The organism is Sphingobacterium sp. JUb20 (genome assembly GCF_004342035.1).
Classification (GTDB): domain Bacteria; phylum Bacteroidota; class Bacteroidia; order Sphingobacteriales; family Sphingobacteriaceae; genus Sphingobacterium; species Sphingobacterium anhuiense.
In genome coordinates this window covers 204,917-231,181 of record NZ_SLYV01000010.1, presented here as the reverse complement: position 1 = coordinate 231,181, position 26,265 = coordinate 204,917, and the positions used below count along the sequence as shown (strand labels likewise).

24 protein-coding genes, 1 tRNA gene and 1 other RNA gene are annotated in these 26,265 nt (G+C 34.2%); 12 read left to right on the top strand and 14 right to left on the bottom strand.

From position 1 onward, the window contains the following. Positions 1-27: 27 nt before the first annotated feature. The 4 genes from bamA to EDF66_RS17980 all read right to left on the bottom strand — a co-directional run bounded on the left by bamA (position 28) and on the right by EDF66_RS17980 (position 5,497). Entirely contained in the window at positions 28-2,595 is a 2,568-nt protein-coding gene (bamA, locus tag EDF66_RS17995) for an outer membrane protein assembly factor BamA (protein ID WP_132772032.1), read from the bottom strand. Positions 2,596-2,716: 121 nt separating this feature from the next. Continuing rightward, entirely contained in the window at positions 2,717-3,454 is a 738-nt protein-coding gene (locus EDF66_RS17990; protein ID WP_132772031.1) for an isoprenyl transferase, read from the bottom strand. 418 nt (positions 3,455-3,872) lie between these two features. Continuing rightward, positions 3,873-4,760, bottom strand: coding sequence for an NAD kinase (locus EDF66_RS17985; protein ID WP_021188282.1), 888 nt, complete (start codon positions 4,758-4,760; stop codon positions 3,873-3,875). Positions 4,761-4,834: 74 nt separating this feature from the next. Beyond that, positions 4,835-5,497, bottom strand: a complete 663-nt coding sequence (locus tag EDF66_RS17980) for a CBS domain-containing protein (protein ID WP_021188281.1) — start codon at positions 5,495-5,497, stop codon at positions 4,835-4,837. 230 nt (positions 5,498-5,727) lie between these two features. Between EDF66_RS17980 and EDF66_RS17975 the strand changes: the two genes are divergently transcribed. Together EDF66_RS17975 and EDF66_RS17970 are read left to right on the top strand one after the other, a co-directional pair. Further along, complete coding sequence (locus EDF66_RS17975; protein WP_132772029.1) at positions 5,728-6,561, top strand: 1-acyl-sn-glycerol-3-phosphate acyltransferase; 834 nt, start codon at positions 5,728-5,730, stop codon at positions 6,559-6,561. 4 nt (positions 6,562-6,565) lie between these two features. Then, complete coding sequence (locus tag EDF66_RS17970) at positions 6,566-7,525, top strand: GNAT family N-acetyltransferase (protein ID WP_021188280.1); 960 nt, start codon at positions 6,566-6,568, stop codon at positions 7,523-7,525. A gap of 30 nt (positions 7,526-7,555) precedes the next feature. Here the strand turns inward: EDF66_RS17970 and EDF66_RS17965 are convergent, their stop codons facing one another. From EDF66_RS17965 to EDF66_RS17950, 4 genes are all read right to left on the bottom strand, one after another. Then, positions 7,556-8,869, bottom strand: coding sequence for a DEAD/DEAH box helicase (locus tag EDF66_RS17965; RefSeq protein ID WP_021188279.1), 1,314 nt, complete (start codon positions 8,867-8,869; stop codon positions 7,556-7,558). 107 nt (positions 8,870-8,976) lie between these two features. Further along, on the bottom strand, positions 8,977-9,297 hold the full coding sequence (locus tag EDF66_RS17960; protein WP_132772028.1) for a GNAT family N-acetyltransferase: 321 nt from the start codon (positions 9,295-9,297) through the stop codon (positions 8,977-8,979). A 158-nt stretch (positions 9,298-9,455) separates the two neighbouring features. Next, positions 9,456-9,872, bottom strand: coding sequence for a VOC family protein (locus EDF66_RS17955; protein ID WP_132772027.1), 417 nt, complete (start codon positions 9,870-9,872; stop codon positions 9,456-9,458). Positions 9,873-9,998: 126 nt separating this feature from the next. Then, positions 9,999-11,390, bottom strand: a complete 1,392-nt coding sequence (locus EDF66_RS17950) for an arginine decarboxylase (protein WP_132772026.1) — start codon at positions 11,388-11,390, stop codon at positions 9,999-10,001. A gap of 109 nt (positions 11,391-11,499) precedes the next feature. Between EDF66_RS17950 and argS the strand changes: the two genes are divergently transcribed. The 5 genes from argS to EDF66_RS17925 all read left to right on the top strand — a co-directional run bounded on the left by argS (position 11,500) and on the right by EDF66_RS17925 (position 17,497). Then, a complete protein-coding gene (gene argS / locus EDF66_RS17945) occupies positions 11,500-13,284 on the top strand; it encodes an arginine--tRNA ligase (RefSeq protein WP_132844071.1) in 1,785 nt (594 codons plus the stop codon). An 8-nt stretch (positions 13,285-13,292) separates the two neighbouring features. Beyond that, complete coding sequence (locus EDF66_RS17940) at positions 13,293-14,375, top strand: oxidoreductase (protein ID WP_243656078.1); 1,083 nt, start codon at positions 13,293-13,295, stop codon at positions 14,373-14,375. A gap of 9 nt (positions 14,376-14,384) precedes the next feature. Then, complete coding sequence (locus tag EDF66_RS17935) at positions 14,385-15,578, top strand: NAD(P)/FAD-dependent oxidoreductase (protein WP_132844069.1); 1,194 nt, start codon at positions 14,385-14,387, stop codon at positions 15,576-15,578. Between the two features lie 69 nt (positions 15,579-15,647). Beyond that, an RNA gene (gene rnpB, locus EDF66_RS17930) (RNase P RNA component class A) lies at positions 15,648-16,026 on the top strand. Positions 16,027-16,081: 55 nt separating this feature from the next. Continuing rightward, positions 16,082-17,497 carry a sigma-54-dependent transcriptional regulator gene (locus EDF66_RS17925; protein ID WP_132772023.1) on the top strand — a complete coding sequence of 472 codons (1,416 nt, stop codon included), beginning with the start codon at positions 16,082-16,084 and terminating at the stop codon, positions 17,495-17,497. 22 nt (positions 17,498-17,519) lie between these two features. Here EDF66_RS17925 and EDF66_RS17920 read toward each other — a convergent pair whose 3' ends face one another. The 3 genes from EDF66_RS17920 to EDF66_RS17910 form a co-directional block, all read right to left on the bottom strand. After that, positions 17,520-18,182 (bottom strand): HAD family hydrolase, encoded by a 663-nt coding sequence (locus tag EDF66_RS17920; protein ID WP_132844068.1) that lies wholly within the window; start codon positions 18,180-18,182, stop codon positions 17,520-17,522. A 74-nt stretch (positions 18,183-18,256) separates the two neighbouring features. Then, positions 18,257-19,264, bottom strand: coding sequence for an acyltransferase family protein (locus tag EDF66_RS17915; RefSeq protein WP_132844066.1), 1,008 nt, complete (start codon positions 19,262-19,264; stop codon positions 18,257-18,259). Positions 19,265-19,340: 76 nt separating this feature from the next. After that, complete coding sequence (locus EDF66_RS17910; RefSeq protein WP_132772021.1) at positions 19,341-19,715, bottom strand: hypothetical protein; 375 nt, start codon at positions 19,713-19,715, stop codon at positions 19,341-19,343. A 440-nt stretch (positions 19,716-20,155) separates the two neighbouring features. Between EDF66_RS17910 and EDF66_RS17905 the strand changes: the two genes are divergently transcribed. Together EDF66_RS17905 and EDF66_RS17900 are read left to right on the top strand one after the other, a co-directional pair. Further along, complete coding sequence (locus tag EDF66_RS17905) at positions 20,156-20,653, top strand: hypothetical protein (protein WP_132844064.1); 498 nt, start codon at positions 20,156-20,158, stop codon at positions 20,651-20,653. Positions 20,654-20,821: 168 nt separating this feature from the next. Then, complete coding sequence (locus tag EDF66_RS17900) at positions 20,822-21,490, top strand: sterol desaturase family protein (RefSeq protein ID WP_021188273.1); 669 nt, start codon at positions 20,822-20,824, stop codon at positions 21,488-21,490. Between the two features lie 183 nt (positions 21,491-21,673). On the opposite strand, the gene EDF66_RS17895 is transcribed toward EDF66_RS17900, so the two are convergent. Both EDF66_RS17895 and EDF66_RS17890 read right to left on the bottom strand, forming a co-directional pair. Then, a tRNA-Ser gene (locus EDF66_RS17895) sits at positions 21,674-21,761 on the bottom strand. 123 nt (positions 21,762-21,884) lie between these two features. Next, the gene (locus EDF66_RS17890; protein WP_132772019.1) at positions 21,885-22,769 is read right to left on the bottom strand and encodes a bestrophin family protein; all 885 of its coding nucleotides are present in this window, start codon (positions 22,767-22,769) and stop codon (positions 21,885-21,887) included. A gap of 68 nt (positions 22,770-22,837) precedes the next feature. Between EDF66_RS17890 and EDF66_RS17885 the strand changes: the two genes are divergently transcribed. The 3 genes from EDF66_RS17885 (at position 22,838) to trxA (ending at position 24,912) form a co-directional block, all read left to right on the top strand. Further along, positions 22,838-23,692, top strand: coding sequence for a glycoside hydrolase family 25 protein (locus tag EDF66_RS17885; RefSeq protein ID WP_021191938.1), 855 nt, complete (start codon positions 22,838-22,840; stop codon positions 23,690-23,692). Positions 23,693-23,872: 180 nt separating this feature from the next. Beyond that, positions 23,873-24,616, top strand: a complete 744-nt coding sequence (locus EDF66_RS17880; RefSeq protein WP_021191937.1) for a rhodanese-like domain-containing protein — start codon at positions 23,873-23,875, stop codon at positions 24,614-24,616. After that, a complete protein-coding gene (trxA, locus tag EDF66_RS17875) occupies positions 24,616-24,912 on the top strand; it encodes a thioredoxin (protein WP_132772016.1) in 297 nt (98 codons plus the stop codon). The genes EDF66_RS17880 and trxA overlap by 1 nt, the downstream gene beginning before the upstream one ends. A gap of 12 nt (positions 24,913-24,924) precedes the next feature. Here the strand turns inward: trxA and EDF66_RS17870 are convergent, their stop codons facing one another. Further along, entirely contained in the window at positions 24,925-26,223 is a 1,299-nt protein-coding gene (locus EDF66_RS17870; protein WP_132772015.1) for a hemolysin family protein, read from the bottom strand. Positions 26,224-26,265 lie beyond the last annotated feature (42 nt).

Genomic DNA, 26,265 nt, shown 5'->3' with positions numbered 1-26,265 from the left:
TACCTGAGGGTTGGATAAATCCAGCGATTAAAACCCGCCCATATTTTGCATGATACTGAATGTGAAATTTTGTTTCCACTGGCTACTTTGTAAACCTGGGATCGGATCAAATGCGTGACCGTAATCGATACCTAACATACCAAATATAGGTAAGAAGATACGTGCACCAACACCCGCTGCGCGTCTTACTTTAAATGGATTGTATTCAGAGAATTTGTTCCAAGTATTACCAGCTTCAGCAAAAGCTAATACAAAGACTGTTGCTTGTTCATTTAACATGACAGGATGTCTCAATTCCATTTGGTACTTGGTGTAAATTGGACTACCTGAACGCATAGCGATATTAACGTTTTGTGTTCCTTCTGGAATAATGGAACCATTTGCATAGCCACGCATCGCGATGATTTCAGACCCCTGTAGGAAATCAAATCCTTGCATACCGTCACCACCTAGTTTGAAGCGCTCAAATGTAGAGATTCCTGTTTTGTTGGAGTAACTACCTAAGAAACCGAACTGTGCCTGTGCTTTGAATACCAATTTACCAGCAATCTTTGCATACCATTGTGAATCAAATTTCCATTTGTGGTATTCAGTCCATTTATATTTAACTTCAGGTGCAGATGTTTCATAGTTAATTTTGTTAAACAATGAATATGGAGGCGTTAGTTGTACTGAAAACTTTAGATTAGACCCTGAAGTAGGGTAAATCGGTGCATCAATTGTATTACGGCTGATTTCCTGTGTTAAGTTAATATTGTAAGCAGTACCGTTGTCAAACAAGAAATAGTTTGAATAGTTCTGTAATTTGTAACGTTGGAACGAAAGGGAAGTATTTACCTGGAACCAGTTGTCTGGCCATTGTACACGCTTACCTAACGTTGCGGTAACCCCAGTCATCCAGATGCGGTTAAGATCTGAATCTTTTACCATTTGCTCTCCTGTATAGTAGTTAAAACCTCCGTAAGAAGAGCTTGATGTATAGGCGCTAAGACCAAAATAAATTGGTTTTTTACCGCCTAACCAAGGTTCTGAGAATGAGAAACTATAAGATTGGTAACGTTTACCTGAAGTTTGTCCACGAACACTCAATTTTTGTCCATCACCGCGTGGTAGTGGTTTCCAAGAGCTCTTATCAAAGAAGTTACTTGTCGAGAAGTTATTGAACGTTAAACCTAAGGTACCGATAATTTGTCCAGCACCGTAACCGCCTGATAGTTCAACTTGATCGGAAGGTTTTTCTGTAACGTTATAAACGATATCTACGGTTCCTTCAGCATGGTTAATATTTTCTGGAACTGGATTTGTTTTCTGTTCGTCAAAATTACCCAACTGTGCAATTTCACGAACAGAAGTCATGATAGCTTCTTTTGAAAATTTTTGACCTGGTTTTGTACGAATAGATCTTAATACTACGCGATCATTGGTCACGTCATTTCCTTTTACTATAATATTGTTGATGGTGAACTGTGCACCTTCATATACGCGTAAATTTAAATCAATTGTATCGTTATAAATACGCGTTTGTTCAGGATCAATTGAGAATGTCAAATAACCATCATTCATATACAGAGAAGAAATATCATCACTATTTCTTCCTCCACCCATCAATTTAGTCGTTAATTTTTCTTCACTAAAAATATCACCTTTACGGATTCCTAAAATTCTATTTAAAACTGTGTCTGTATATTTTGCGTTTCCTGACCATTTAATATTACCAACATAATATTTAGGGCCTTCATACACATCGATATTGACTAAGACATTTTTATCATCAACTTTAATTACGGAATCTTGGATAATTTCGGCATCGCGGAAACCTTTGTTTTGCATTTTCGCAACTAAGGTTTCTTTTGCTTCTTTATATTTTTCTTCTTTGAATTTTCCAGGTCCAAAAATACGGAACCAAGCTTTTTGCTTAACCCCTTTTAAGTTCTTACGAAGCTGTTTTTGTGTGAATTCCTTATTTCCGGTAAATGTTATCTTTTTAACACGAACTTTATTTTTACGGTCAACATCAGCAATTAATATCTCATTATTAGCTTGAGTAGTATCTTTAATAGTACTAATCTTAATTTCTGGATATAAATAAGCTTTCTCTCTTAAAAAACGTTGAATTGTATTGCGTGTTGTATTGATCAAGTTTTCATTGACAACTTTACCTGCGTTATCTTTTAATCTTTTACGAACTTCCTCTGTTTGACTTTTACTTAAACCGTTAATGTCTATACGGGTCAATCGAGGTCTTTCGTTAACACGAATGTTTAGAAAAATAGTTTCACCTTCTATTTTTTCAGCCCATAATTGGACATCATCAAAAAGGCCTTGTGCCATCATCACTTTCACGACATTTGATGTGGCCTCACTAGGAACTTCAATATATTGGCCAACGACAAGTTTGGAGATGGTAATTAATACATTGTTGTCAAGATGCTGCGTTCCCGAAACAGTAACACCACCAATAATATAGTCTTTAGGGGATAAATAACTTATCTGGTCGGGGTCATTCAGGTTTATAGCAGTTCCATTCACTTGAGCTTGTGCGAATTGTGGTTGGGTACATGCTAAAAATAATATAACAAATAGTATGCGCTTCATTTATAAATTTTTATTGATGCTAAAGTACACCAATCAGTTGTTAATTTTTGTTAATTAAGAAAAATTTAAGAACCAGCAGATATGAAGGTTTAAAATCAGTCAGCAAAGTTACTAATAAAGATTAGATCTGTTCACTTGTTTTTCCAAATCTTCTTTCTCGCTTTTGATAGTCAAGAATTGCCTTAAAAAGGTCTTCTTGTTCAAATTCAGGCCACATCTTATCTAAGAAACAGAATTCAGCATAAGCAATCTGCCATAAAAGAAAATTACTAATTCGATATTCTCCGCTTGTTCGGATTAATAAATCTGGGTTTGGTAAGTTTGAAGTGTAGAGATTTTCCTGAAATACCTCGGTTGTTATATTCTCAATTTTCAGATCTCCTTTAACAACTTTTTCTGCTATTTTTTTTGTTGCTTGGACGATTTCCTCCTGCGAACTATAACTTAATGCTAATGTTAGTATACATTTATCATTGCCGGCAGTTAAATTCATTGTTTCCTGCAATTTTTCTTGACAATTTTTAGGGAGCTTAGATAGATCTCCAATTGCATTTAAACGAACACCGTTTTTTTGGAAAGTTTTCACTTCTTTTTTTAACGAAGATACCAGCAACTCCATTAACGCTATTACTTCTAGCTTGGGTCTATTCCAGTTTTCTGTTGAAAAAGCATACAAAGTCAGGTGTTTTACGCCAACCTGTAAAGTTGCTTCTAGTGCCTCTCTTACAGCTTTTACTCCGCTTTGATGACCAAAAATCCGTAATTTTCCTTTTTCTTTTGCCCATCTTCCATTGCCGTCCATAATAATAGCAATATGTTGAGGAAGATTGTTTTTGTCAATATGATCTATTATGCTCATTTTCTATTTCTTTACTTCTGCCTATCTCACGATTGGTAAAAACATTTATTTCTAAATATATGCTACAAGTGTATCGATTTTTCGTAAGATAGTTGTTGAAATTGGCCTGATGCCTGTTTTAATTTCAATCGTGTATACTTATTTTAATGTCGTTGTATACAAACTACCACTGCAATTAAATTATTAAATTAGTTTGAAGTGCTACGTCAGATTTCCTTGTATCAGGTGTGATTTTCATTTGAAAAATGTAATTTCCTAATATCCTCAAGAAATTGCGCTTGCCATTAAGCAATTTTTTCTTCATTAATTTTTAAGTATTGCTGCATAAGGATAACTTATATTAACCAGATTCTTTAAAATATCGTGCGGTAAATATAAATCTTTTTGACGAATAGCGGATTACAAATTCATGTTAACGCTAATAATTTCTTACATCTAAGCCCCAAAGTAGTTTCTCCCGGAGTGTTTCAAAATAGCTTTCACCTTCTAATCTGATTAAATTAATATAGAATGGCGCTTTAGTTATTTTTAGTTTGACATTACTTTCTATTGTTTCATTTTTAGAATCACAGCTCAATATATATTTTTCGGAACGACTTTCAATTTCTAATGCTAATTCAAATTCAGATGATATAACTACTGGACGAACATTTAAATTGTGTGGTGAAATTGGGGTAATTACGAAATTGCCACTTCCAGGCATAATGATAGGTCCTCCGCAACTTAATGAATATGCCGTAGATCCTGTTGGTGTCGCGATAATTAGACCATCGGCCCAATAGGAGTTTAAAAGTTCGCCATTTAAGTACGCATTTACTGTGATCATTGCAGAACTATCATATCTAAAAACGGTAATATCATTCAAGGCATAATTACTGTTTCCGCCAAATAATTCTCTGTCAGGCGATTCTACGGCTAATAATGCTCTTTTTTGTATTTTATAGTTTTTAGCTAGAATTTGATCAATTGAAGGTTCAAAATCTGTTTTATTTATGGATGCTAAGAAACCTAATCTTCCGAAATTTATGCCTGCAATAGGGATTCCGGAATTATGGATTAGTGATACTGCTGATAACATAGTTCCATCACCACCCAGGCTTAACATAAAATCTGTGTCTTTTGGCAGATTCTCATTAGAGCTGTAAGTGGAGAAGGTTTTATTACAGTCAAATTGTTTTTGTAGAAAAGTATAAAAGCTGTCGTAGATCCAAATCTCAACATTTTTCCCATTTAAATATTCCAGTAAATGCTTTACATGGGGAATAACTGAAGGACTAAATTCTCTACCATAAATTGCTATTCTCATATTGTACAGTATTTTTTATTCTAGCAGTAATGATTGCATTATTTTGCCAAAGATGAGAAAAAACTAGCGTATTGCTAAATATTGATGTAATTCATGAGTTGTTGGTAACGATCTTCTAAATCATCAAATTCTTGCAGTGTATTGAAAGATGCAATGACTTTATAATTTTGTCGTGCGAAGGAAGATAGTAGAGAAGCGATGTTTGACTTATTTACTTTCATTGTCACAAGCAATGTTGCATTTTCAGGGACTGTTTTTGTTGAACAGTTTAAAATTTGAGCATTTTCTGCTTCAACTAGATGTGCTATTTTAGATAAAGAAAAATCATGTATTCCAATTTCTAAGGTAATAATTGCTCCTATATCATTTAGTGATTGCAATACTGAAATCGTTTTTACCAACTCTAAAGAAGTCAATACTCCTTCAAATTTATTGTTTTCATCTAACACAGGTAAAGTACTTATGTTATAAGCTGTCATTAAACGGATCGCATCGTATGGATGTTGATTTGCCTTGATATAAATTGGGTCAGTTTTTAAATGAACAGAAGCAACTGTATTTTGATCATCAAGGGCATTCAGTAAATCATTTTGAGAAATAAATCCTAAATAATTATCACCATCAACAACAGGCAACAAATGAAATTGGAAATCTTCCATTCGATCTAAAGCAAAAGCAATTGTGTCAGATTGCTTTATCGTCGTGTTTTGTGAAAGAGGAATGTTCGCTATATACATATGGATAATTTATCTGTATACTATTGACCTTAAATTTAGTAAAATGTTTAAAGAAAACCTTTTTTATTAATAAAAAAGCTTTCTTGCATTAAAGGTCATTAAATTTTTACTTTAACTTTGCACAGTTTATATATTATTGATAATGGATTGTACAAATTTTATCTACTTTTACAAAAGTGCGATTTATATTTTGAATATATAATGAAGTTAAATCATAGTACTGAAATTTTATGAGTGAGGTTGCAAGTCGGAAATTTATTGAAGTTAGAGAAGTAATTCGCAAGAAAAGTCCCAAGTTGATAAAATGGATTCCATCTTTTTTATTAAAGTATTTGGAACGAACTATACATGAGGACGATATCAATGATATTATGACTCGGTTTTCGGACTTGAAAGGTTTGGATTTTGTTGATGCTTTAATTAAAGATCTAGGCGTTAATGTTGAGCTAAAAGGTGCGGCTAATATTCCGATTGATGAAAGCGTTATTTTTGCTTCAAATCATCCCTTAGGTGGATTAGATGGAATTGCTTTTATGCATGCTATTGGACAGTACCGTAAAGATGTTAAATTTTTAGTCAATGATATATTGATGAATGTCGGTAATCTTCAGCCGCTATTTATACCTGTAAATAAATTAGGGGGACAAGGAAAAAGTGGGATCGCCGCCATAGAGGAAGCCTACGCGTCTGATAGTGCTTTATTGGTATTTCCTGCGGGTTTAGTTTCTAGAAAACAGGGAGACGGAAGAATTGAAGATCTTGAATGGAAGAAAAGTTTTATAAATAAGGCAAAGAAATATAAAAAAGATATCGTACCTGTCTATATTGAGGGGAAAAACTCTAACTTTTTTTATAATTTTGCAAGGCTAAGACAGAAGATTGGCTTAAAGGCAAATTTGGAAATGCTTTATCTACCTGATGAAATGTTTTCTCAACGCAACCAAACTGTGACGATTGTTATTGGCAAAAAAATATCTTACACACATTTTGATCAATCTAAAGGCGAAAAAAAATGGGCTGAAGAGGTGAAGCGATTGGTTTACGGAATGTCTCAAGAAAAATAGAATTATGCAAGAAATTATTGCTCCTGTTGATAGAAAATTGTTAAAGGCAGAATTAGGTAAAGATGCTTTTATACGATATACCAACAATGGAAATAACGAAATATATTTGATTAACTATCATAATGCACCTAATGTGATGCGGGAGATAGGACGATTAAGAGAATTGACGTTTAGAGGTGCTGGTGGTGGAACTGGTTTATCAATTGATATTGATGAAAATGATACATGCGAAGATTGCTACGATCAATTGATTGCCTGGAATCCTGAAGAAGAAGAAGTTGTTGCAGGCTATCGTGTCATCAAATGTGCCAATGCTTCGGTAAAAGATGGTGTCCCAAATTTATCAACAGCTCATTATTTTCAGTTTTCCGAACGATTTAAAACGGATTATTTGCCCTATACAATTGAATTAGGCAGGTCTTTTGTCCAACCAAAATTTCAACCAGCAATTGATAACCGCAAAGGAATCTTTTCTTTAGATAATCTATGGGATGGATTAGGTGCATTAGTGATGATTAATCCAGATATTAAGTATCTTTTCGGTAAAGTGACCATGTATCCGCATTATAATAAAGAAGCCCGTGATTTGTTGCTTTATTTCATGGAGTATCACTTCCCTGATCATGAAAATTTAGTGGTACCAATCCCAAGTTTAAATTGTGAAAATGATTTTTCTAAATTTGAAGGTATTTTCGATGGATTAGATTATAAGGAGTCTTATAAATTATTAAATAGTAAGGTTCGTGCGTTGGGTGAGAATATTCCTCCTCTGATTAACACTTATATGAATCTATCTCCAACGATGAAATCGTTTGGGACAGCAATTAACGATGAGTTTGGTGAAGTTGAAGAAACAGGGATTTTGATCATTATTGACGATGTTTATCCTGTGAAAAAAGAAAGACATATGAATACTTTCGAACGTGATCGGGAGTATGGTAATAAAAAACCAAAGAGAGGCTAAGCCTCTCTTTTTTTGTAATTATTTTTTGCTTTAAGAATCTCTTCTTCTCGAAGAAGTTCTGTTTCTATTTTCAGATCTTGGACCGGATGACGTTCTTCTTCTATTTCCTCCAGGACTAGCGTTATTTGAACTTTGGCCATTTCTGGATGTAGATGATGGTCTGCCAGATTTCTTTGCTGTACCAGCTTTCTTTGGTGCTACACCTGAGATATGTAAAGCATAGGGATGCTTCTCAACTAAAGGGATCTCCATACGGATGGATTTTTGGATATCTAGTAAGAATGCATATTCTTCTTCGTCGCAGAATGAAATCGCTTGACCATCTTTACCTGCTCTACCTGTACGGCCTATTCGGTGTACATATGATTCTGGTATATTGGGTAAATCATAGTTGATTACAAATGCCAACTCATCTATATCAATACCACGTGCAGCGATATCGGTAGCAACCAGTACACGTAGTGTACGATCTTTGAAGTTTTTAAGGGCATTTTGACGGGCACTTTGAGATTTGTTTCCATGAATGGCCGCAGATTGAATATTCTTTTTTGCAAGATCTTTAACGATGCGATCTGCACCATGTTTAGTTTTAGAAAAAACTAACACGTGATTTATATTTTTCTCCTTTAAAACATGGATTAACAAATCTTTTTTATCGTTTTTCTTAACGTAATAAACTTCCTGTTGGATCTTTTCTGCAGTAGTAGATTCTGGAGTTACTTCAACCTTGATAGGATCAACAAGAATATGATTTGCTAATTTCTGAATCTCAGGTGGCATTGTTGCTGAGAAAAATAATGTTTGTCTTTTTTCAGGTATTATTTTAATTAGCTTCTTTACGTCATGGATAAATCCCATATCTAACATACGGTCAGCTTCATCTAAAACAAAAAATTCTAAATGTTTTAAATCGATATATCCTTGACCGTATAGATCTAGTAAGCGGCCTGGTGTAGCAATAAGCACATCAACACCTCTCTTCAAGGCATCACGTTGTGGTTGTTGTCCGACACCTCCAAAAACAACTAGACTTTTAAGTGGAAGATCTTTGGAGTATTGATTGAAATTTTCTTCAATTTGAATTGCTAGTTCACGTGTGGGTGTTAAAACTAATGCACGAATATTTTTTTTCGCAGTTTTAACTTTTGAATAACTTAACATTTGAAGTATAGGAATGGCAAAGGCAGCTGTTTTACCAGTACCTGTCTGAGCGCAACCTAATAAATCATTTTTTCTAAAAATAATAGGAATCGCCTGTTCCTGAATTGGGGTAGGAGTAGTATATCCAACAGCTTCCAATGCCTTAAGGATTGGTGCTATGAGTTTTAAATCTTGAAATTGCAATCTAATTTATTTATTTGTAAGCGACAAAGGTAGCTTAATTTTATGGATTGCAACTGAAATTTGTTGAAACATTTATTTTTAATATGATCTAAAAATATGATTAATACCTACTTATCCTCTTGAAATCCTTCAAAACTTGGGTCAACGATTTCTTTCCATTCTGGATGTTTTTTTATATACGCGTATACCAAAGGGCATAATGGAAAAAGGGTGTAATGATGTTCTTTCAGGTATTGTAATGTTTTTTCAATGACAGCAGTTGCTACTCCTTGACCCGCTAATTGAGGGTCGGATTCGGTATGAATGAGCCAAACTTTACTAGGTCTTTCTTTGAATGCGATAAAGGCTTGGTATTCTCCTATATGAAGTTCAAAATGATTTAATTGATCATTTTTAGTTAAAGGTAAGTTGATAAATTCTTCTTTCATGGTTTGTTATATTTTATATGGATATAATATCAATTGCATGCATATTGTTTTGGCGGGTCGAATGATAATGGTGCTTCGGGTAGACAAATAATCTTATTTTTAGCATAAGAGTTTCCTGGTAGCACTACTGGCGATCTCAGTCTGTTATTCATCTTATTTTAGCATGCTTCTTCTAAACCCTTTATATTAATTTTTTTCATCTTGACCAAAGCTTCCATTGCTTTTGGATTTGAAATGAGCATATGAATTCTTTTAGGAATTATTTGCCAAGAAAAACCAAATTTGTCTTTTAGCCAGCCACACATATTTTCTTGACCTCCATTTGCGGTCAACATATTCCAATGGTGATCGATTTCTTGTTGATCTTCACATTCAACGACAAATGAGACAGCATCTGATGGTTTATATGATGGACCTCCGTTAAGTCCCATAAATCGAGTTTTGTTAATTTCAAAAATAACGACCAGAGAATTGGATGAGATGATTTTTCCATCTTTAAATACTGAACAGTAGAAGTTTGCTGCATCTTGGGCTTGACCATCAAACCATAAACAATTATAAATTGAATCTGTCATAACTATGGTTGGGTTAAAGTATTATATACCTAAAATACAAATTAATCATGAATAACAGATATTAAATAAAACAAAAAAGGTTAGAAATGAAAATTTCTAACCTTTTATTGTGAGTTGACTACGCGCTTATTGGTAGCCCAATAATTTCATAACCTGTTTTGAATTTTGTTCCTCACCAAAAACTTCGTAATTGAATGTTTCGTCGCGGTTACGGCGAATCAGTACATGCTTTGGAGATGGTAATAAACAATGATGTATACCGCCATAACCACTCAATACATCTTGGTATGCTCCTGTATGGAAAAAACCTAGATATTGTAATTTACGTGTTTTAGGCATGAATACTGAACTAGTATGTGCTTCTTGATTGTAATAATCTTGGCCATCACAAGTAATACCACCTAGGTTTACCCGTTCATATTCAGAATCCCAATTGTTGATCGGAAGTAAGATATATTTTTGATTTAAAGCCCAAACATCTGGTAAGTTTGTAATAAATGAGCCATCAATCATAAACCATTTTTCACGATCATTTTGTAATTTACGACCTAAAACCTTGTAAAGGATACCTGATGCTTCGGCAACGGTATATTTACCAAATTCAGTAATAATATCCGGTTCCATTACTTCATGTTGTGCACAGATCTGCTTGATCCTGTTCACAATTTCATTGACCATGTACTCATAGTCAAAATCATGCACTAATGAATCTTTGAAAGGCATGCCTCCACCGATATCTAAAGTATCTAAGTCTGGGTTTACTTTTTTAAACTTACAGAACAATGTAACATATTTTTCTAGCTCATTCCAGTAATACGGGGTATCCGATATACCTGAATTGATAAAGAAATGTAACAGCTTTACTTTGAAGTTAGGATTGTTCGCAATTTTGTTGTTATAGAATTCTATAACTTCTTCGATACGAATACCTAGTCTTGAAGTGTAAAACTGTGAGTCTGGCTGTTCTTCCGATGCGATACGGATACCTAAAGCACATGGTTCATCCAATTCAATTTCATCGTCATAGAGATTGAATTCCTCTTTGTTATCTAGGACGGGGATAATATTCTTATACCCATCATGGATCATGTCGATGATATACTGTTTGTATTGGTATGTCTTAAAACCATTACAAATCACTGTAATGTCTTTTTTTACTGTACCTTGACGTTCTAAGGAATCGATCATCGGCATATCAAATGCAGATGATGTTTCTAAGTGAATCTCATTCTTCAATGCCTCTTCAACAATATGTTTGAAGTGGGAAGATTTGGTACAATAACAATATTTGTAGGACCCTCTGTAGTTGTGTTTCAAAATTGCGGTTTGAAACAAAATTTTCGCTTGTTGAATTTTTTTGCTGACGATTGGCAAATAAGTAAAACGCAACGGCGTACCGTACGTTTCTATCATTTCCATTAAATTCAAATCGTGGAAATACAATTCGTCGTCGATGATTTCGAATCCGTCTTGCGGAAAACCAACACTTAGGTCAAGAAATTCCTGATAGCTCTGCATTTTTTATTATTTTTGCAAAGATATACTTTCAATATGAATACAAGAATAGCGAATGTGAATTATTTTTGTATTCTATTTCAGGGAGTTGCATATTTTACATAATCATTACATGGCGAATTCTATTCAAAACAGACTTATTGAAGTCACTGTTCAAGCTGTAAAACAGCTTTATAATGCAGATATTTCTGAAAATCAAATTGCTCTGCAAGAGACACGCAAAGAGTTTGAGGGGCAAATTACAATTGTAACTTTTCCTGTTACCCGATTTTCTAAGAAATCTCCTGAGCAGACTGGTACGGAAATAGGTGAGTATTTGAAAACTCATATCTCAGCTATTACTGATTTTAACGTTATTAAAGGGTTTCTAAATATTTGTCTTTCGGATGAATACTGGATTTCTCTTTTAAACGAGACTATCGTGAAATCTGATTTTGGGGTATTTCCTTCGAATGGTAAAAAATTAATGGTGGAGTATTCTTCTCCAAACACCAACAAGCCGCTTCACTTAGGCCATATTCGTAACAACCTATTAGGATATTCTGTTGCAGAGCTTTTAAAGGCTTATGGTTATGATGTCATAAAAGCCAACCTGGTAAATGATCGCGGTATTCATATCTGTAAATCTATGCTTGCATGGCAAAAATTCGGAAATGAAGAAACTCCTGAGTCTACGGGTATGAAAGGTGACCATTTGGTGGGTAAATATTATGTAGTTTTTGATAAAGAATATAAAAAAGAAATAGAAACACTCAAAGCTGAAGGTCAAACTGAAGATGAGGCTAAGAAGAATGCGCCATTGATTAAAGAAGCACAAGCGATGTTACAGCAATGGGAAGCTGGTGATGAGGCTGTGATTGATCTTTGGAAAACAATGAATACCTGGGTATATGCTGGTTTTGAAAAAACGTATAAGCAACTGGGTGTTAACTTTGATAAATATTATTATGAATCAAATACGTATTTGTTAGGAAAAGATATCATTCAAGAGGGTTTAGATAGTGGTGTTTTCTTTAAGAAAGAAGATAACTCTGTTTGGATTGACTTAACTGCCGACGGATTGGATGAAAAGCTTGTCCTGCGAGGCGATGGTACTTCTGTATATATTACTCAAGATTTAGGTACAGCTCAATTAAAATACGATGAGTTCAAGATGAATGATTCTATTTATGTGGTCGGTAACGAACAAGATTACCATTTTAAAGTATTGTTTTTGATCTTAAAAAAACTTGGTAAATCTTGGGCAGATGGCTTATTCCATTTATCTTACGGGATGGTCGATTTACCTTCTGGAAAGATGAAATCGCGTGAAGGTACAGTTGTAGATGCTGACGATTTGATGAGTGAGATGATCGAAACAGCGAAAGAGCGCACAGAGGAACTGGGTAAAACGGAGGGCTTGTCTGAAGAAAATAAAAATGCACTTTATAATACCATCGGTATGGGGGCTTTGAAATATTTCTTATTGAAAGTTGATCCCAAAAAACGTTTATTGTTCGATCCGAAAGAGTCTGTTGATTTTCAAGGAAATACAGGTCCTTTTATCCAATACACTTACGCTCGTATTAAGTCTGTTCTTTCTAAAGTAAATTTTGATGAACAGTCGAAAGTATCGGTGCCAGTATCCATATCGGCTTATGAGCGTGATTTGATTATGACTTTGGGTAATTTTCCAAGTATTATAGCAATCTCAGCTCAAGAATTCAGTCCAGCGCAGATGTCTAATTATATTTATGATGTAGCTAAATTGTACAATAAGTTTTATCATGAAGAGACTATTTTAAAGGCAGAAATTGAAGAAGTGAAGAATTTCCGTTTGCACCTTTCGGCTTCTGCAGCAAAAGTTATTGCAAAAGGAATGAGTTTATTAGGAATTGAAGTTCCTGAACGTATGTAATTTATCTCATGATGGCTCAAAAAATCCGTGTTGGTTTAATTGGTTTTGGTATTTCAGGACAAGTATTTCATGCTCCTGTGATGCGATCTATTGCTGACCTAGAATTAGTAAAAATAACTGCTCGCAAAGCGGAGCAAAAATTAATTGTAAGTGAAAAGTATCCTACAGCGTTGGCTGTAGATCATGCTGACGAAATATTAAATGACGATTCCATTGATTTGGTGGTTATTGCTACCTCTAATGATATGCACTATCCTTTTGCTAAGCAGGCATTGCTAGCAGGGAAACATGTGGTAGTCGAAAAACCGTTTACCAATACATCTGAACAGGCTGATGAATTGATCGCATTGGCAAAAGAAAGCGGTAAAATTTTATCTGTATATCATAATTTAAGATTCAACTCAGATTTTAGAACGATCAAAGAGGTGATTAAGGATGAACGATTGGGGCAGATTAAGAATTTTGAAGTTCGTTACGATCGTTTCCGTAACCATCTTAGACCGGGTGCGTGGCGAGAAGATAATCTGCCTGGTTCAGGAATCTTTTATGATCTTGGAGCGCATTTAATTGACCAGACGCTACAACTCTTCGGTAGACCAAATGCTGTATTTGCAGATTTGACTATTCAAAGACCTGGAGCGGGGGCAATTGATAATTTTGAATTACTACTTTACTACCCCGAAATGCGTGTTTCTTTGAAAGGAGGGATGCTTGCTAAAGAGCCGACTCCGCGATACACTGTATTTGCATTAAACGGAAACTTCCTTAAAAATGGTGTTGATCCTCAAGAGGAATTATTACGTGCTGGTGCATTTCCTGATGAAGATCCAAACTGGGGCAAAGAAGATCCAGCTATTTATGGTAAATTAAATTTACTTTGGAATGGCGAAGATATCGAAGAGACCGTTACTTCGAAATTAGGCAGCTATCCTGATTATTACCAAAATATAGCAGATGCTATTCTTGGGAAAACTCCTCTAATTGTTACAGCAGAACAAGGACGTGATGTTATTCGTATTATCGAACTGGGGATACAAAGTCAGGCGGAACGCCGTGTCATTTCATTAGATAATGAACTAATAGGCTATTAATATATAAATATGAAGCAATATGATGCCATTATAGTTGGGGGAGGGGCGTGTGGGCTCATGTGTGCTGCTCAAGCTGGATTATTAGGTAAGCGAACTTTAGTGATTGAACGAAATGATAAAGTTGGAGCTAAGATTCTAATTTCGGGCGGAGGAAGGTGTAATTATACCAATTTGGGTACTGACATCGATAATTTTGTGTCCGAGAATGCAGACTTTTTAAGATCTGCATTTAGTCAATGGACGGTAGATGATACATTGAGTTTTTTTGAGTCGCATGGTATATTTGGTGAGGAGAAAACGTTGGGACAATTATTTCCTTCTTCGAATAAGGCTAAAGATGTTGTAGCCGTTTTTACTAAGATCTTATTTGCAACGGATCAGGATATAAGATTAAACACGGTTGTTAAAGCTATAGAAAAGCTTGAGGATGACTTTGTCTTAACAGTGGAAAGTGAAAAGGGCATTCAGCAGTTAACGACAAAGAAAGTTGTTATGGCCAGCGGAGGTTTACCTGTCGCGAAGTTGGGAGCCTCTGATTTTGCTATTCGTACGGCTAAGAAATTTGACATGGCAATTGTCCCTACCGCACCTGCTTTAGTACCTCTAACTATTACAGGAAAGGAGGCTGAATGGTATGCTTCTTTAGCTGGTAATTCAGTTTTTTCTAGAGTTTATAATCATAAGATTAGTTTTGAAGAGAACATCCTTTTTACGCATTGGGGCTTAAGTGGTCCTGCGATTCTACAGATTTCATCTTATTGGCGTGCTGGAGAAGAGTTCTATATTGATCTTTTACCTCGGTTTCAATTGGATAAAATAATCAAAGATGAACGTAATGAAGGTGGAAAACGTTTGGTTTCGAATATCTTGAACGATTACTTTACTAAACGTATGGTGGAGGCACTGGGTAAATTTCTTCCTTTAGAAACTAAAATAGCATCTTTAAGTAAAGCGGATGCAAAATTGATTATTGATACTATTCATAAATTTAAAGTCAAGGCTGCTGGAGATAAAGGGTACGATAAAGCAGAGGTAATGCGTGGTGGTGTTTCTACTGCAGAGCTGCATGCTAAGACTCTAGAAAGTAAGCGGGTAAGGGGATTGTTTTTTGGAGGAGAGGCTGTTGATGTCACCGGTTGGTTGGGAGGCTATAATTTTCAGTGGGCTTGGGCATCTGGTTATGCTATAGCACAAGCACTTTAAATTCAAAATTTCATTCTTTTCTTTATTTATAGGGAATAATTATCAATCTAAATCCTACCTTTGCAGAAGAAGCAAACTGGTTCTACCGCTGCTCCCTTGAGGAGGAGAGGAAAGTCCGGGCAACGCAGAGCAACACGCTTCCTAACGGGAAGGATGCTGTTACAGCAGACAGAAAGTGCCACAGAAAATATACCGCTTTTCGGAGTAAGGATGAAAACGTGAGGTAAGAGCTCACGGTCTTGTATGGCGACATACATTGCGGTAAACCTCGTGTGTTGAAAGACCAAATAGGTTGCGAAATTCGAAGGCTGCTCGTCTTCTTTTAGTTTAGGCTAAGATTCGTAATGGGTAGGTTGATGGAGCTAGTTAGTGATGACTAGCCTAGATAAATGGTAGAAACTCCGATTTTTTCGGTTTACAGAACCCGGCTTATAAGGTTTGCTTCTTTTTTACTATATTACCAATAATTTAGATAACCTTTAAGGAAGAGTAATAATACTTTTATGAGTACAATATTAATTATTGATGACGAACGGGCAATCAGAAATTCACTAAGAGACATCTTAGAGTATGAAGATTATAATATACTAGATGTAGATAATGGTATTGAGGCCTTAGAGATCATTAAGAAGGAAAAAATTGATCTTGTTCTTTGTGATATTAAAATGAATAAGATGGATGGTATGGAGGTTTTGGCAACTGCCCAAAAAACAAATCCAGATCTTCCTTTTATTATGATTTCGGGTCATGGTACGATAGAAACTGCTGTCGAAGCCGCTAAAAAAGGTGCCTTTGATTTCTTAGAAAAGCCACTTGATTTAAATCGTTTACTTATCACGGTAAGGAATGGCTTAGAGAAGGTCTCATTAGTTACTGAAACTAAAGTTTTAAAGAAAAAGGTAACGAGCTATAAAACCAAAGAAATCTTAGGTAAATCTGAAGCGATTAGTCGTATTAAAGAAACAATTGATCGGGTTGCACCTACGGAGGCTCGCGTACTTATTACAGGTGCAAATGGTGCCGGAAAAGAACTTGTTGCACGTTGGTTGCATGAGAAATCTAATCGTGCAGAAGGTCCTTTAATTGAAGTTAACTGCGCAGCAATACCATCGGAATTAATTGAGTCTGAATTATTTGGTCACGAAAAGGGATCTTTTACTTCCGCTATTAAACAACGTCTTGGTAAATTTGAATTAGCTACCAATGGTACACTTTTTCTGGATGAAATAGGCGATATGAGCCTTTCTGCCCAAGCTAAGGTGTTAAGGGCTTTACAAGAGCATAAGATAACCCGTGTAGGTGGTGATAAGGAAATTGATGTGAATGTTCGTGTTGTTGCAGCGACGAATAAGAATCTCTTTAAAGAGATTGATGAAGGGAATTTTAGAATGGATTTATACCATCGCCTTTCTGTAATTCTTATTCACGTACCTTCATTGACTGAACGTGTGGATGATATTCCTTTATTATCGAAGAATTTTTGTGAAGAAATTTGTAATGAATATGGGGTTCCAATAAAAGAAATTACACCTGCTGCATTAAAAGAGTTGAGTAATCTTCCTTGGACGGGTAATATTCGCGAATTACGTAACATGATTGAACGCTTAATTATTTTAAGTGATAAATCTATTACGGATAGGGATGTTATTGCATTTGCAAATCCTTCAAACACGGTGAATGCTATTTCTTCTCATGCACATACGGATAATGGATCTAGCCATACGACGCAAAATGGTGGAAAGGTTGATCTAGATAACTTTGCTTCTTTTCAAGATTTTAAGGATTTTGCGGAGAAGGAGTTTATCAAATATAAATTAGAGAAAAACACGTGGAATGTTTCTAAAACTGCTGATGATTTAGATATTCAGCGAAGTCATTTATATAGTAAGATCGAAAAATTCGGTCTTAAAAGAGATTAGAAAAAAGGGCTTGATAATTTTATCAAGCCCTTTTTAGTAATTCTAAAATCTTGTCAGTTGATATCTCCGTGTAGTCATTGATGTATGCATGACAGGTTGGAAGTTGATCTTTGGTGTGGGTAGATAATACGCCAACTACTGTCATTCCCGCATTCAGACCAGCTGTAATTCCTGAAAAAGAATCTTCAAAAACGACGCAATTTATAGGCTCTACCTCTAAATTATTAGCGGACGTTAGATAAACTTCTGGATGTGGTTTATGATGATTAACATTTTCACTACATAAGATCGAACCCATTTTGGGTCGGATATGAAGTGCATCTAAGATTAAATCCATATTTTCTTTAGGTGCAGAAGTGGCCACTCCAGTTTTTAAATCATTTCTCTTGAGGTCTTCTAAAAATTCTAAGTAACCTGCTATTGGTGTGATCTGATCTTTATAAATAATTCTAAAGAGTTCTTCTTTCTCAAACTCTAACTTGATCAATTCATCAGGAGCTATTGTTCTCTTGAAAAAATGTTGCATGATATAGCTATTGTGTTTACCATACATATGCTCCTGAAATTCTTCTTCACTACTTTCAATATTGTATTTTTTGAAAAATGCTTCAAAAGCTTTAGCGTGATAGGGATTGGTATGACAAATAACACCATCCATATCAAAAATAACTGCGTAATTACTCATAGTGCTAAGGTACATTTTTGACATTAAAATATGATATTATCCTGGTTAAGTTTTGTCATTTGTAACTTAAAAAACTAGGAACAAAAAATAATTCGTATTTGTTTTGCTTGCTTAGCGGGAATTTTAAAGTGATTTATTGCTTTGTTAATGAGTTGTTGTTGTAGAAATGTTGCTATAATGGATAGTGTGAGAATAGCTATCCAATTTAAATACCAGTTTTCTAAATTGATCAAGAATAGAAATAATATATGCCATAGATAAATCCAAATTGTTGAAGAGCCTATGAAATTTAAAATAGGTTTGTTTAATTTTTGAATAGTTGGTTTTATACAAAATATAAGTGAGAAAATACTTACTGCATAAAAAATATAAAACGAATGTGGTGGATATTTCAATGCTCCAATATCAAATGGTATTCCCAGGTGGAATTTAAAATATATCAAGCCTCCAATACTTATCAAAGCACTTATGATAAATAATAGTGTTTTAGTTCTTACATCATAATTTCGGTATTGTGCTCCTAGCATGAAGAAAATGAGAAAACCTAAGCTATAGGTGCCAAATTGATTGAAGTATTTTTGTACGCCTGGTTGAAATAAATCAGTTGAAAACTGAACGACCATTTCATAAATGGCATAATAAATCAATAATTGCCATTTATTTTTAATGACTTTACTGAACAATGGCCCTAGGATGGCAATCATTAAAAAGATGCGTATAATCCAAACATAGCCAAAGCCATCTAATAGCAGATAGCTCGAAATCATAATATCTGGAAACTGTGTGTAATTGATCTTAAAGGATAAGGGGAAAAAGTACTGAATGATGTAAAATATCGATAAGAAAATCCATACGGGTACAACAAGACGGAAAAAGCGTTTCCATAGATAGGTTGTAAAATCGGTTATGGATTTAAAGGTTTGATTTTTGTTCCCAAATAAATATCCTGAGATAAATACCATTAAAGGAACATCAAAGTTTCTGATTTGAAATATTGTAAAGGGTGGGTTTACATGTGCGAGAATAATGCACAATAAACCTACACTACGTATAATATCCAGTGAATTGTCCCTTTCTACCATCTTTTTTTTGCGAAGATAGTGAATAGGTGAAATTTGCAAAGGACTTATACGTATAATCGAAAAAAAATATTATTTCTTACTCTGGCTTCTTCAGTAGATCTTGAATTGTTGCGGAAATTATTGCAGGATCTTCACCATCTTCTAAAAGTGAAAAAGCAATATAGGTGGCATATATTTCAATACTGAAAGTTTCGTGTTTGTCAGCAATAAACCCATCAATTTGTTGTTCGTTACAATCAAAACCAATTTGTTGTAATTCATTAAAAAGGTTTGTTGAAATCGTTGCATGATCTTCGCCACATGCGAATGCAACTAAAACATGAAATAGAAATTTATCGATGATCTCACTATCAGTTTCTTTGAATAAAGATAAAATATGTTTGTAATCAAACCTTGTTTTTGCACTGTTAACAATGCTGTCCCAAATTTCATATTCTAAAGTTGCTTCCATACTTCAGCTGTTTTTTTATTTATAATCGGTAATCTAAATATACTGAAAAACAATTAGTAATGAAAGCTTTGTTAGAAAATTTTTATTCGTTATGAAACTCTTTTTTTTGCTTTTTACGTCAACAATTGATAAAAAGAAAAAAGAATCTCCCCAATAAAGCAACCCAGCAGTATTCCTAATATTATCGAACCAGTTACTTTAAACCAAGAGGGAGTTTGTATTAATTGTAATTTCATGATGCAAAACTCGTAATTAGATTGGTTTTCCTAATCAATTTTGGTTTCATTAGTTTTATTTGTAGTCGTTTACTGACGTTGTATTTTCAACCTATTAACCATTGATAATTATATCTGATAATTTTTTAAGATTTAGCACTTTTTTTGAGTAATTTTAAGAGAGCAAGAATAAACTGACACATTTAATTTTAAAACCTTTTATTTATGACAATTAAGATTCTTTTATTTTTTTTAATGATCGGTTCTCATGCTTCAGCACAAGAATTGAATCTTCTTAAAATTCGTAAAGAGTATTCTTTAGCAGTGAAAGATGAAAGTATTTGTGAAAATAATCTGAATTTACTACGGGCTAAAGCGAAAGAAACGACTGATAGAGGTTATTTAGCTGTTTATGAAATGGTTTTTGCTAAACATATGGGTAATCCATTCCGGAAACTTGGTCAATTTAATAAAGGTAAAAATTTATTAGAGACTTTAATTAAGGAAGAACCCAGTAATGTTGAACTTCGTTTTATCAGGTGGAGTGTTCAAACTCATGCACCTTCTATTTTAAATTACAGCAATGATATCAAAAAGGATAAATCTTATATAATTGACCACCTATATAGTCTTCAGCATCGGGATGTAAAAGAAATTATATATAAATATATCAAAGGTGCAAACTCTTTTAGTGAAGATGAATTGAAAGAATTGATGAAATAATGATTTTTAAATTAGATTTCTTTTATAGATATTTTTATAGGTTTAACTTTTATGTTTAAAAAGTCAGTAATGTGACTTTAACTTGATGAATGGTGTTTTATATATTTTTTTATAATTATTATTTTTGCAAAAGATAATCTGTAGCAATTTTATTAATAAATTAATTGTATGGCAAAGCGTAATTTTGTTTCAAATTCCACTGAATCTTCAAGGATGTTTAAAAGTGATTTTTTAGAATCATTGACAAAAGTCCATTGGAGTGTTCCTTTAATATTTTACTTACCAATAATTGGTTACTTTTCATGGACTGCTTTAGGTCCTGGAGATATGAGTATTCTTAGTTATATCCAGTATTTTGTCTTTGGACTTGCTTTCTGGACTTTATTCGAATATGCATTACACCGTTGGGTTTTTCATTATCATCCAACAACTAAGTGGGGTAAGAGAATAGCATTTATTTTTCACGGTGTACATCATGATTATCCAAAGGATAGATTAAGATTGGTTATGCCATTATCTGCGAGTATACCTTTGGCAGCATTGGTTTATTATTTGTTTACTTTCTTTTTTAGTTCGGATATTATATTGGCGTCTTTCTTTTCGGGTTTTATGATTGGTTATTTAATTTATGACGAATGCCACTACGCAATGCATCATGCTAACTTTAAGAGTGGAATTTTTAAACGAATTAAACAACACCATATGTTGCATCATTATTCTGATCCAGAACACGGATTCGGTGTAAGTTCAGCTTTGTGGGATGAGATCATGCGCTCCGGCTTTCCAAAAGAGGATGAAAAAGTAGAAAAAACAGAACGAATCAGTATGGATAAATAATACTTAAAAAACAACAAAAGCCCAACTTTGCAGTTGGGTTTTTTTATTGGGAGAGATTCAAAAGGGAGGCTCCATCACAAAATATAACCAATTGTTTTACTCATTTCCTTTGTTTTTTATAAAGCTTTATAAACTTCATAAAACAACAAAAGCCCAACTTTGCAGTTGGGCTTTATTTTTTGTTGGCGGAGAGCGAGGGATTCGAACCCCCGGACCTATGACAGTCAACAGTTTTCAAGACTGCCGCATTCGACCACTCTGCCAGCTCTCCGCCACAAAAGTAGAAAAATTCATTTAGTCGCCAAAACTTATTTTTTACTCCATTGAAAATGAGGGAGATTAATTTTTTAAGCTATATTTTAGTTAAAAAAAAGGCTTAAATTACTTTTAAAGGCTATGGAAGTAAGATTTCATAACAGTGTTTTTTGATGTTCTGTGCGATTTTATCAATCGGTAAATCATCACTATCTGTTCCGAAAGGTTCTTCAATGGATTCGCCAATTAATTCTAATGATGCTAGTACATAAAATATAAATGGTACTGCTGCAATCACAAAATAACCAATTGAAAAGACGTATCCGATGGGTAGTGTTGCTGTATAAAGGATGATGAACTTTTTTATGAATGCATTATAGGATAGCGGTATTGGTGTGTTTTTAATCCGTTCACATGCTCCACATACATTGGTGAAAGATTCAAGTTCATTGTTGATAATTCGAAATTGATCTCCTGTTATTTTTCCTTCTTTATAGAGGGAATTTGTTTTTTTAAAAATTAATGATGCTACCTGATTGGGACCATGTTTTTGATCATCCAGATTTTCTAATTCCGGATGTGACACTTCATCAAGCATAAATTTGGTGTAGTCCGAACGAAGAAAGGTATAGAGTGTTTCTGCATAAAGCGGAATTGCTTTCCTATAAAAGCTGCGGTTTACCTTATCATCGCTTTCCAGAAATGCATTCATTTTATAGGATAAACTTCTACTGATGTTTGTTAGTGAACCCCATTGTTTTCTAGCTTCCCACCAACGGTCGTACGCAGTATTAGTTCTAAATACAAGCAAAAGGGAGAGTACGAATCCAAGTAAGCTATGAACTATTGTGATATTTTTAATCCAACTTTTTTCAGCTAGTTTTAGATATTCCAGTTCTAGGTACGCAATGCCCCAAGAATATAAAGATGCTAAGATAAGATATGGAAATAATTTACGGAAAGTATCCGTTTTATGGAGTTTGAGAGTTGAAGTAAGCCAATCTTTTGGGTTGTAAACAATCATAGACAAAAATACAAAATGTTTATTTTAATTTTGATTCTTTGTAAAAGATAGATTAAATTCATTGCCAAATGAAGAAAAAGAAAGTTCAGCGCAAGAAATCAGGCGAGATCACAGATGACAATGGTAAAAGATGGAAGTATATCGCATTTTCTGGAGCTTTTATTCTTCTTGTTCTTTTAGCGTTTGCATGGCATTATCGTGCGGGAATTAGATATTACCTCAGTACTTTGGGGAAAGCTCGAGGAACTGCTCATAAAGAGGCTAAATATGATATTCGAAATGTGGAGATTATGTCGAGCCATTCAGATAAGATTTTTGGTTTAGATATATCGCAATATCAAGGTGATATTAACTGGATAGAAGTTAATACAATCAATGATCAATTTCCAATAGATTTTATTTTTGTAAGGGCAACGATGGGTGAAAGTAAGGTGGATGATCGATTTGATGATAATTGGAAAGCAGTTGCTACTAGAGCGAATTTAAGAGGGGCTTATCACTATTTTAGACCAAATGAAAATTCCGTTAAGCAGGCTAAAAATTTTATTAAGACTGTTAAACTTGAATCGGGAGATCTACCGCCTGTACTAGATATTGAGGAATTGCCTAAACATCAATCTATGGACAGTCTGAAAGTTGGTTTAAAACGGTGGCTGGACGAAGTTGAATCACATTATAGGGTAAAGCCTATTTTGTATTCAGGAGATAAATATTATACAGATTTTCTTCAAAAAGAATTTAGTAATTATATTTTATGGATTGCCAATTATAATTTTTGGGTCGAAGATCTTAAAGATCATTGGAATTTTTGGCAGTTTTCCGAGAAGGGGACTGTTAGAGGGATTAACGGGAATGTGGATCTAAATATCTTCAATGGTACTATTGAAGAACTTGAAAAAATTACTATTCCTTTTAAAAATTGAAATTACATAATCTTGAGACAATAAATACAGAGGATGCTTAAGGGGGTATGTTCCTCTTTGAAATTTATAAACATACATCATTATTTTCTGGTGGAAGCGATCAGCATCGCACATCAATTCACAAAAGAAGTTGAAAGTATCGGTTTTAATTGCTTTATCTTCTTTTAAAAATTAATACAGATGAAAAAAGAATATTTAACTTATATAGTTGGCGCGTGTGCAACAGTATTTTTTATTTTAACATTTACACAGATAGGTTTTGGAAAAGCAATATCGGAAAGTGAAAAGAGATCTCCTTCTATTTCGCTTATCCCTCCTGTTTCAGCTTTGAATTTAACGCAATTTATGTCATTGGAAGCAACAGGAGCATTGGTGTTAGATACCAGGTCGGTAAAAGATTTTGCAGCAGGTTATATTCCTAAGTCGGTGTTTATCGGTTGGAACGGCCCATTTAAAGCTTGGGTTCCAAAAATATTAGCCAACAAAGACCAACCGATTATACTCCTTTCAGATCAGGAAACAGTAGCACAGGTATGCTTAACATTGGAAGAATTAGGCTATACGCATATATTAGGGTATCTTGAGGGAGGTGTGCGTAGTTATAAAAAGCAGTACCTTTTAGATTCTATACCAGAGGTCGATGCTTCGACTTATTTAGATTTATCAAACGAAGGTCAAATAATAGATGTCCGGTCGGAAAAAGAGTTTGCCACAGGGCATATTGACAATGCTATGAATTTTCCATTAAAAGATTTAGGTAACTTTAATCTAGATTTACCAGACAATAAGAATTATTATGTCCAATGTCTTTCTGGATATCGTAGTATGATTGCTATGTCTATTTTGAAGAAGAAGGGCTTTGAGCATGTAATAAATATTAGAGGTGGATATCAGGCATTGAAACAATTAAAAGAGGAGAAATAATGGCTACATTCGATGAGATTATTAAATCAAATAATGTTGTACTGGTAGACTTCTTTGCAACTTGGTGTGGACCGTGTCAGACCATGGCACCCATATTACAAGATGTAAAAGAGTTTTATGATGAAAGTTTGTCAATTATAAAAATTGATGTGGATAAAAATCCTAAGATAGCATCCATTTATAAAGTAAGTGGAGTTCCTACTTTTGTATTATTTAAAAATGGTACTCAAGTATGGAGGCAAAGTGGAATGATTACTAAAACAGATCTACATAAGCTTATTGATGCTCACAAATAAAAAAGGAGATGATTAATCATCTCCTTTTTTTCTGAATGAAATTTTATCAATTCGATTACCATCCATATCCAGGACTTCAAATTTTATATTTTTGTACTGAACCTGTTCCCCTTCTTCAGGAACGTGGTCAAGGAGCAAAAATACAAGTCCACCTAAAGTGGTAATATTATTTATTTCATCTTCGTCTTCTTCAGAGAGACCAATTTCAAACTCTTCCATAAACTTATCCAGTTGGTATTGCCCATCTGCAATATAGGATCCGTCCTCACGTTTACGGATTCGAGGTCTGTCGATTGATTGATCTTCAGGTAAATTACCTACCAGGTCAGATAGAATATCTCGAAGGGTAATAACGCCTTGTGTAGAGCCATATTCATCAATTACGATAGCCTGGTGTATATGCGATGCTCTCAGGCTTGTTAAAATACTGTAAGCGGAGCTATGCTCGTTAACAAATTTAATAGGTTCTATCAAACTGTTTAAATCTATCGGTTTTTCTTTTAAATATTGTGACAGTAATTTTTTTACATGTACGACTCCTTTTATGTTATCAAGATTACCTTCGCAAATTGGGTACATGGTATGCTCCGTGTTCATAATGATATGTCGATGTTCTTCGAAACTATCTTCTAGGTCTAAAAAAGCAATATTACTTCTATGGGTCATTAGATTTATTGCTTTTTTATCGCCTAAGCTTAATAATCGGTCTACAATATCGTGTTCTATCCCCTCAATAGCTCCACTATCCACTCCTTCATCGACCAATGCTTTTATTTCTTCTTCTGTTACTGAATTGTGTGTGCTTTTGATATTAAATAATTTGACAATACAATCTGTTGAAATACTGAGTAGCCAGACAAAGGGACGAACTATTTTACTCAGTAGATTCATTGGGTAAGCGATGACCATGGCATACTTTTCTGGAATAGCCATACCGATTCTTTTTGGCACTAGTTCTCCAAGTACCAAAGAAAAAAAAGTGATGATAAAAACAACGATTACTACAGACAACTGTTCACTGTATGGTGCTAAAAATGAGATTTGAACAAATATCTGCTTCAGGTAGACTGCAATACTTCCGCCGCTAAAAAAACCTGTTAGAATCCCTATTAAAGTAATTCCTATTTGAACAGTGGATAAAAAATTGTTTGGAGATTCTTTTAAAGCTAAGGCTATTTTAGCTGCAGGGTTATTTTTGTCAGATGCTGCTTGCAGTCGGGCTTTTCTACTGGAGACGATTGCAATTTCTGATGCAGATAATACTCCATTTAGAATAATTAGAGCTAATATAATAAGGACTTCTGTGAGCATGTTTTTTTTATACTTAGGCTAAATGTAGTAAATTTTTAGAAA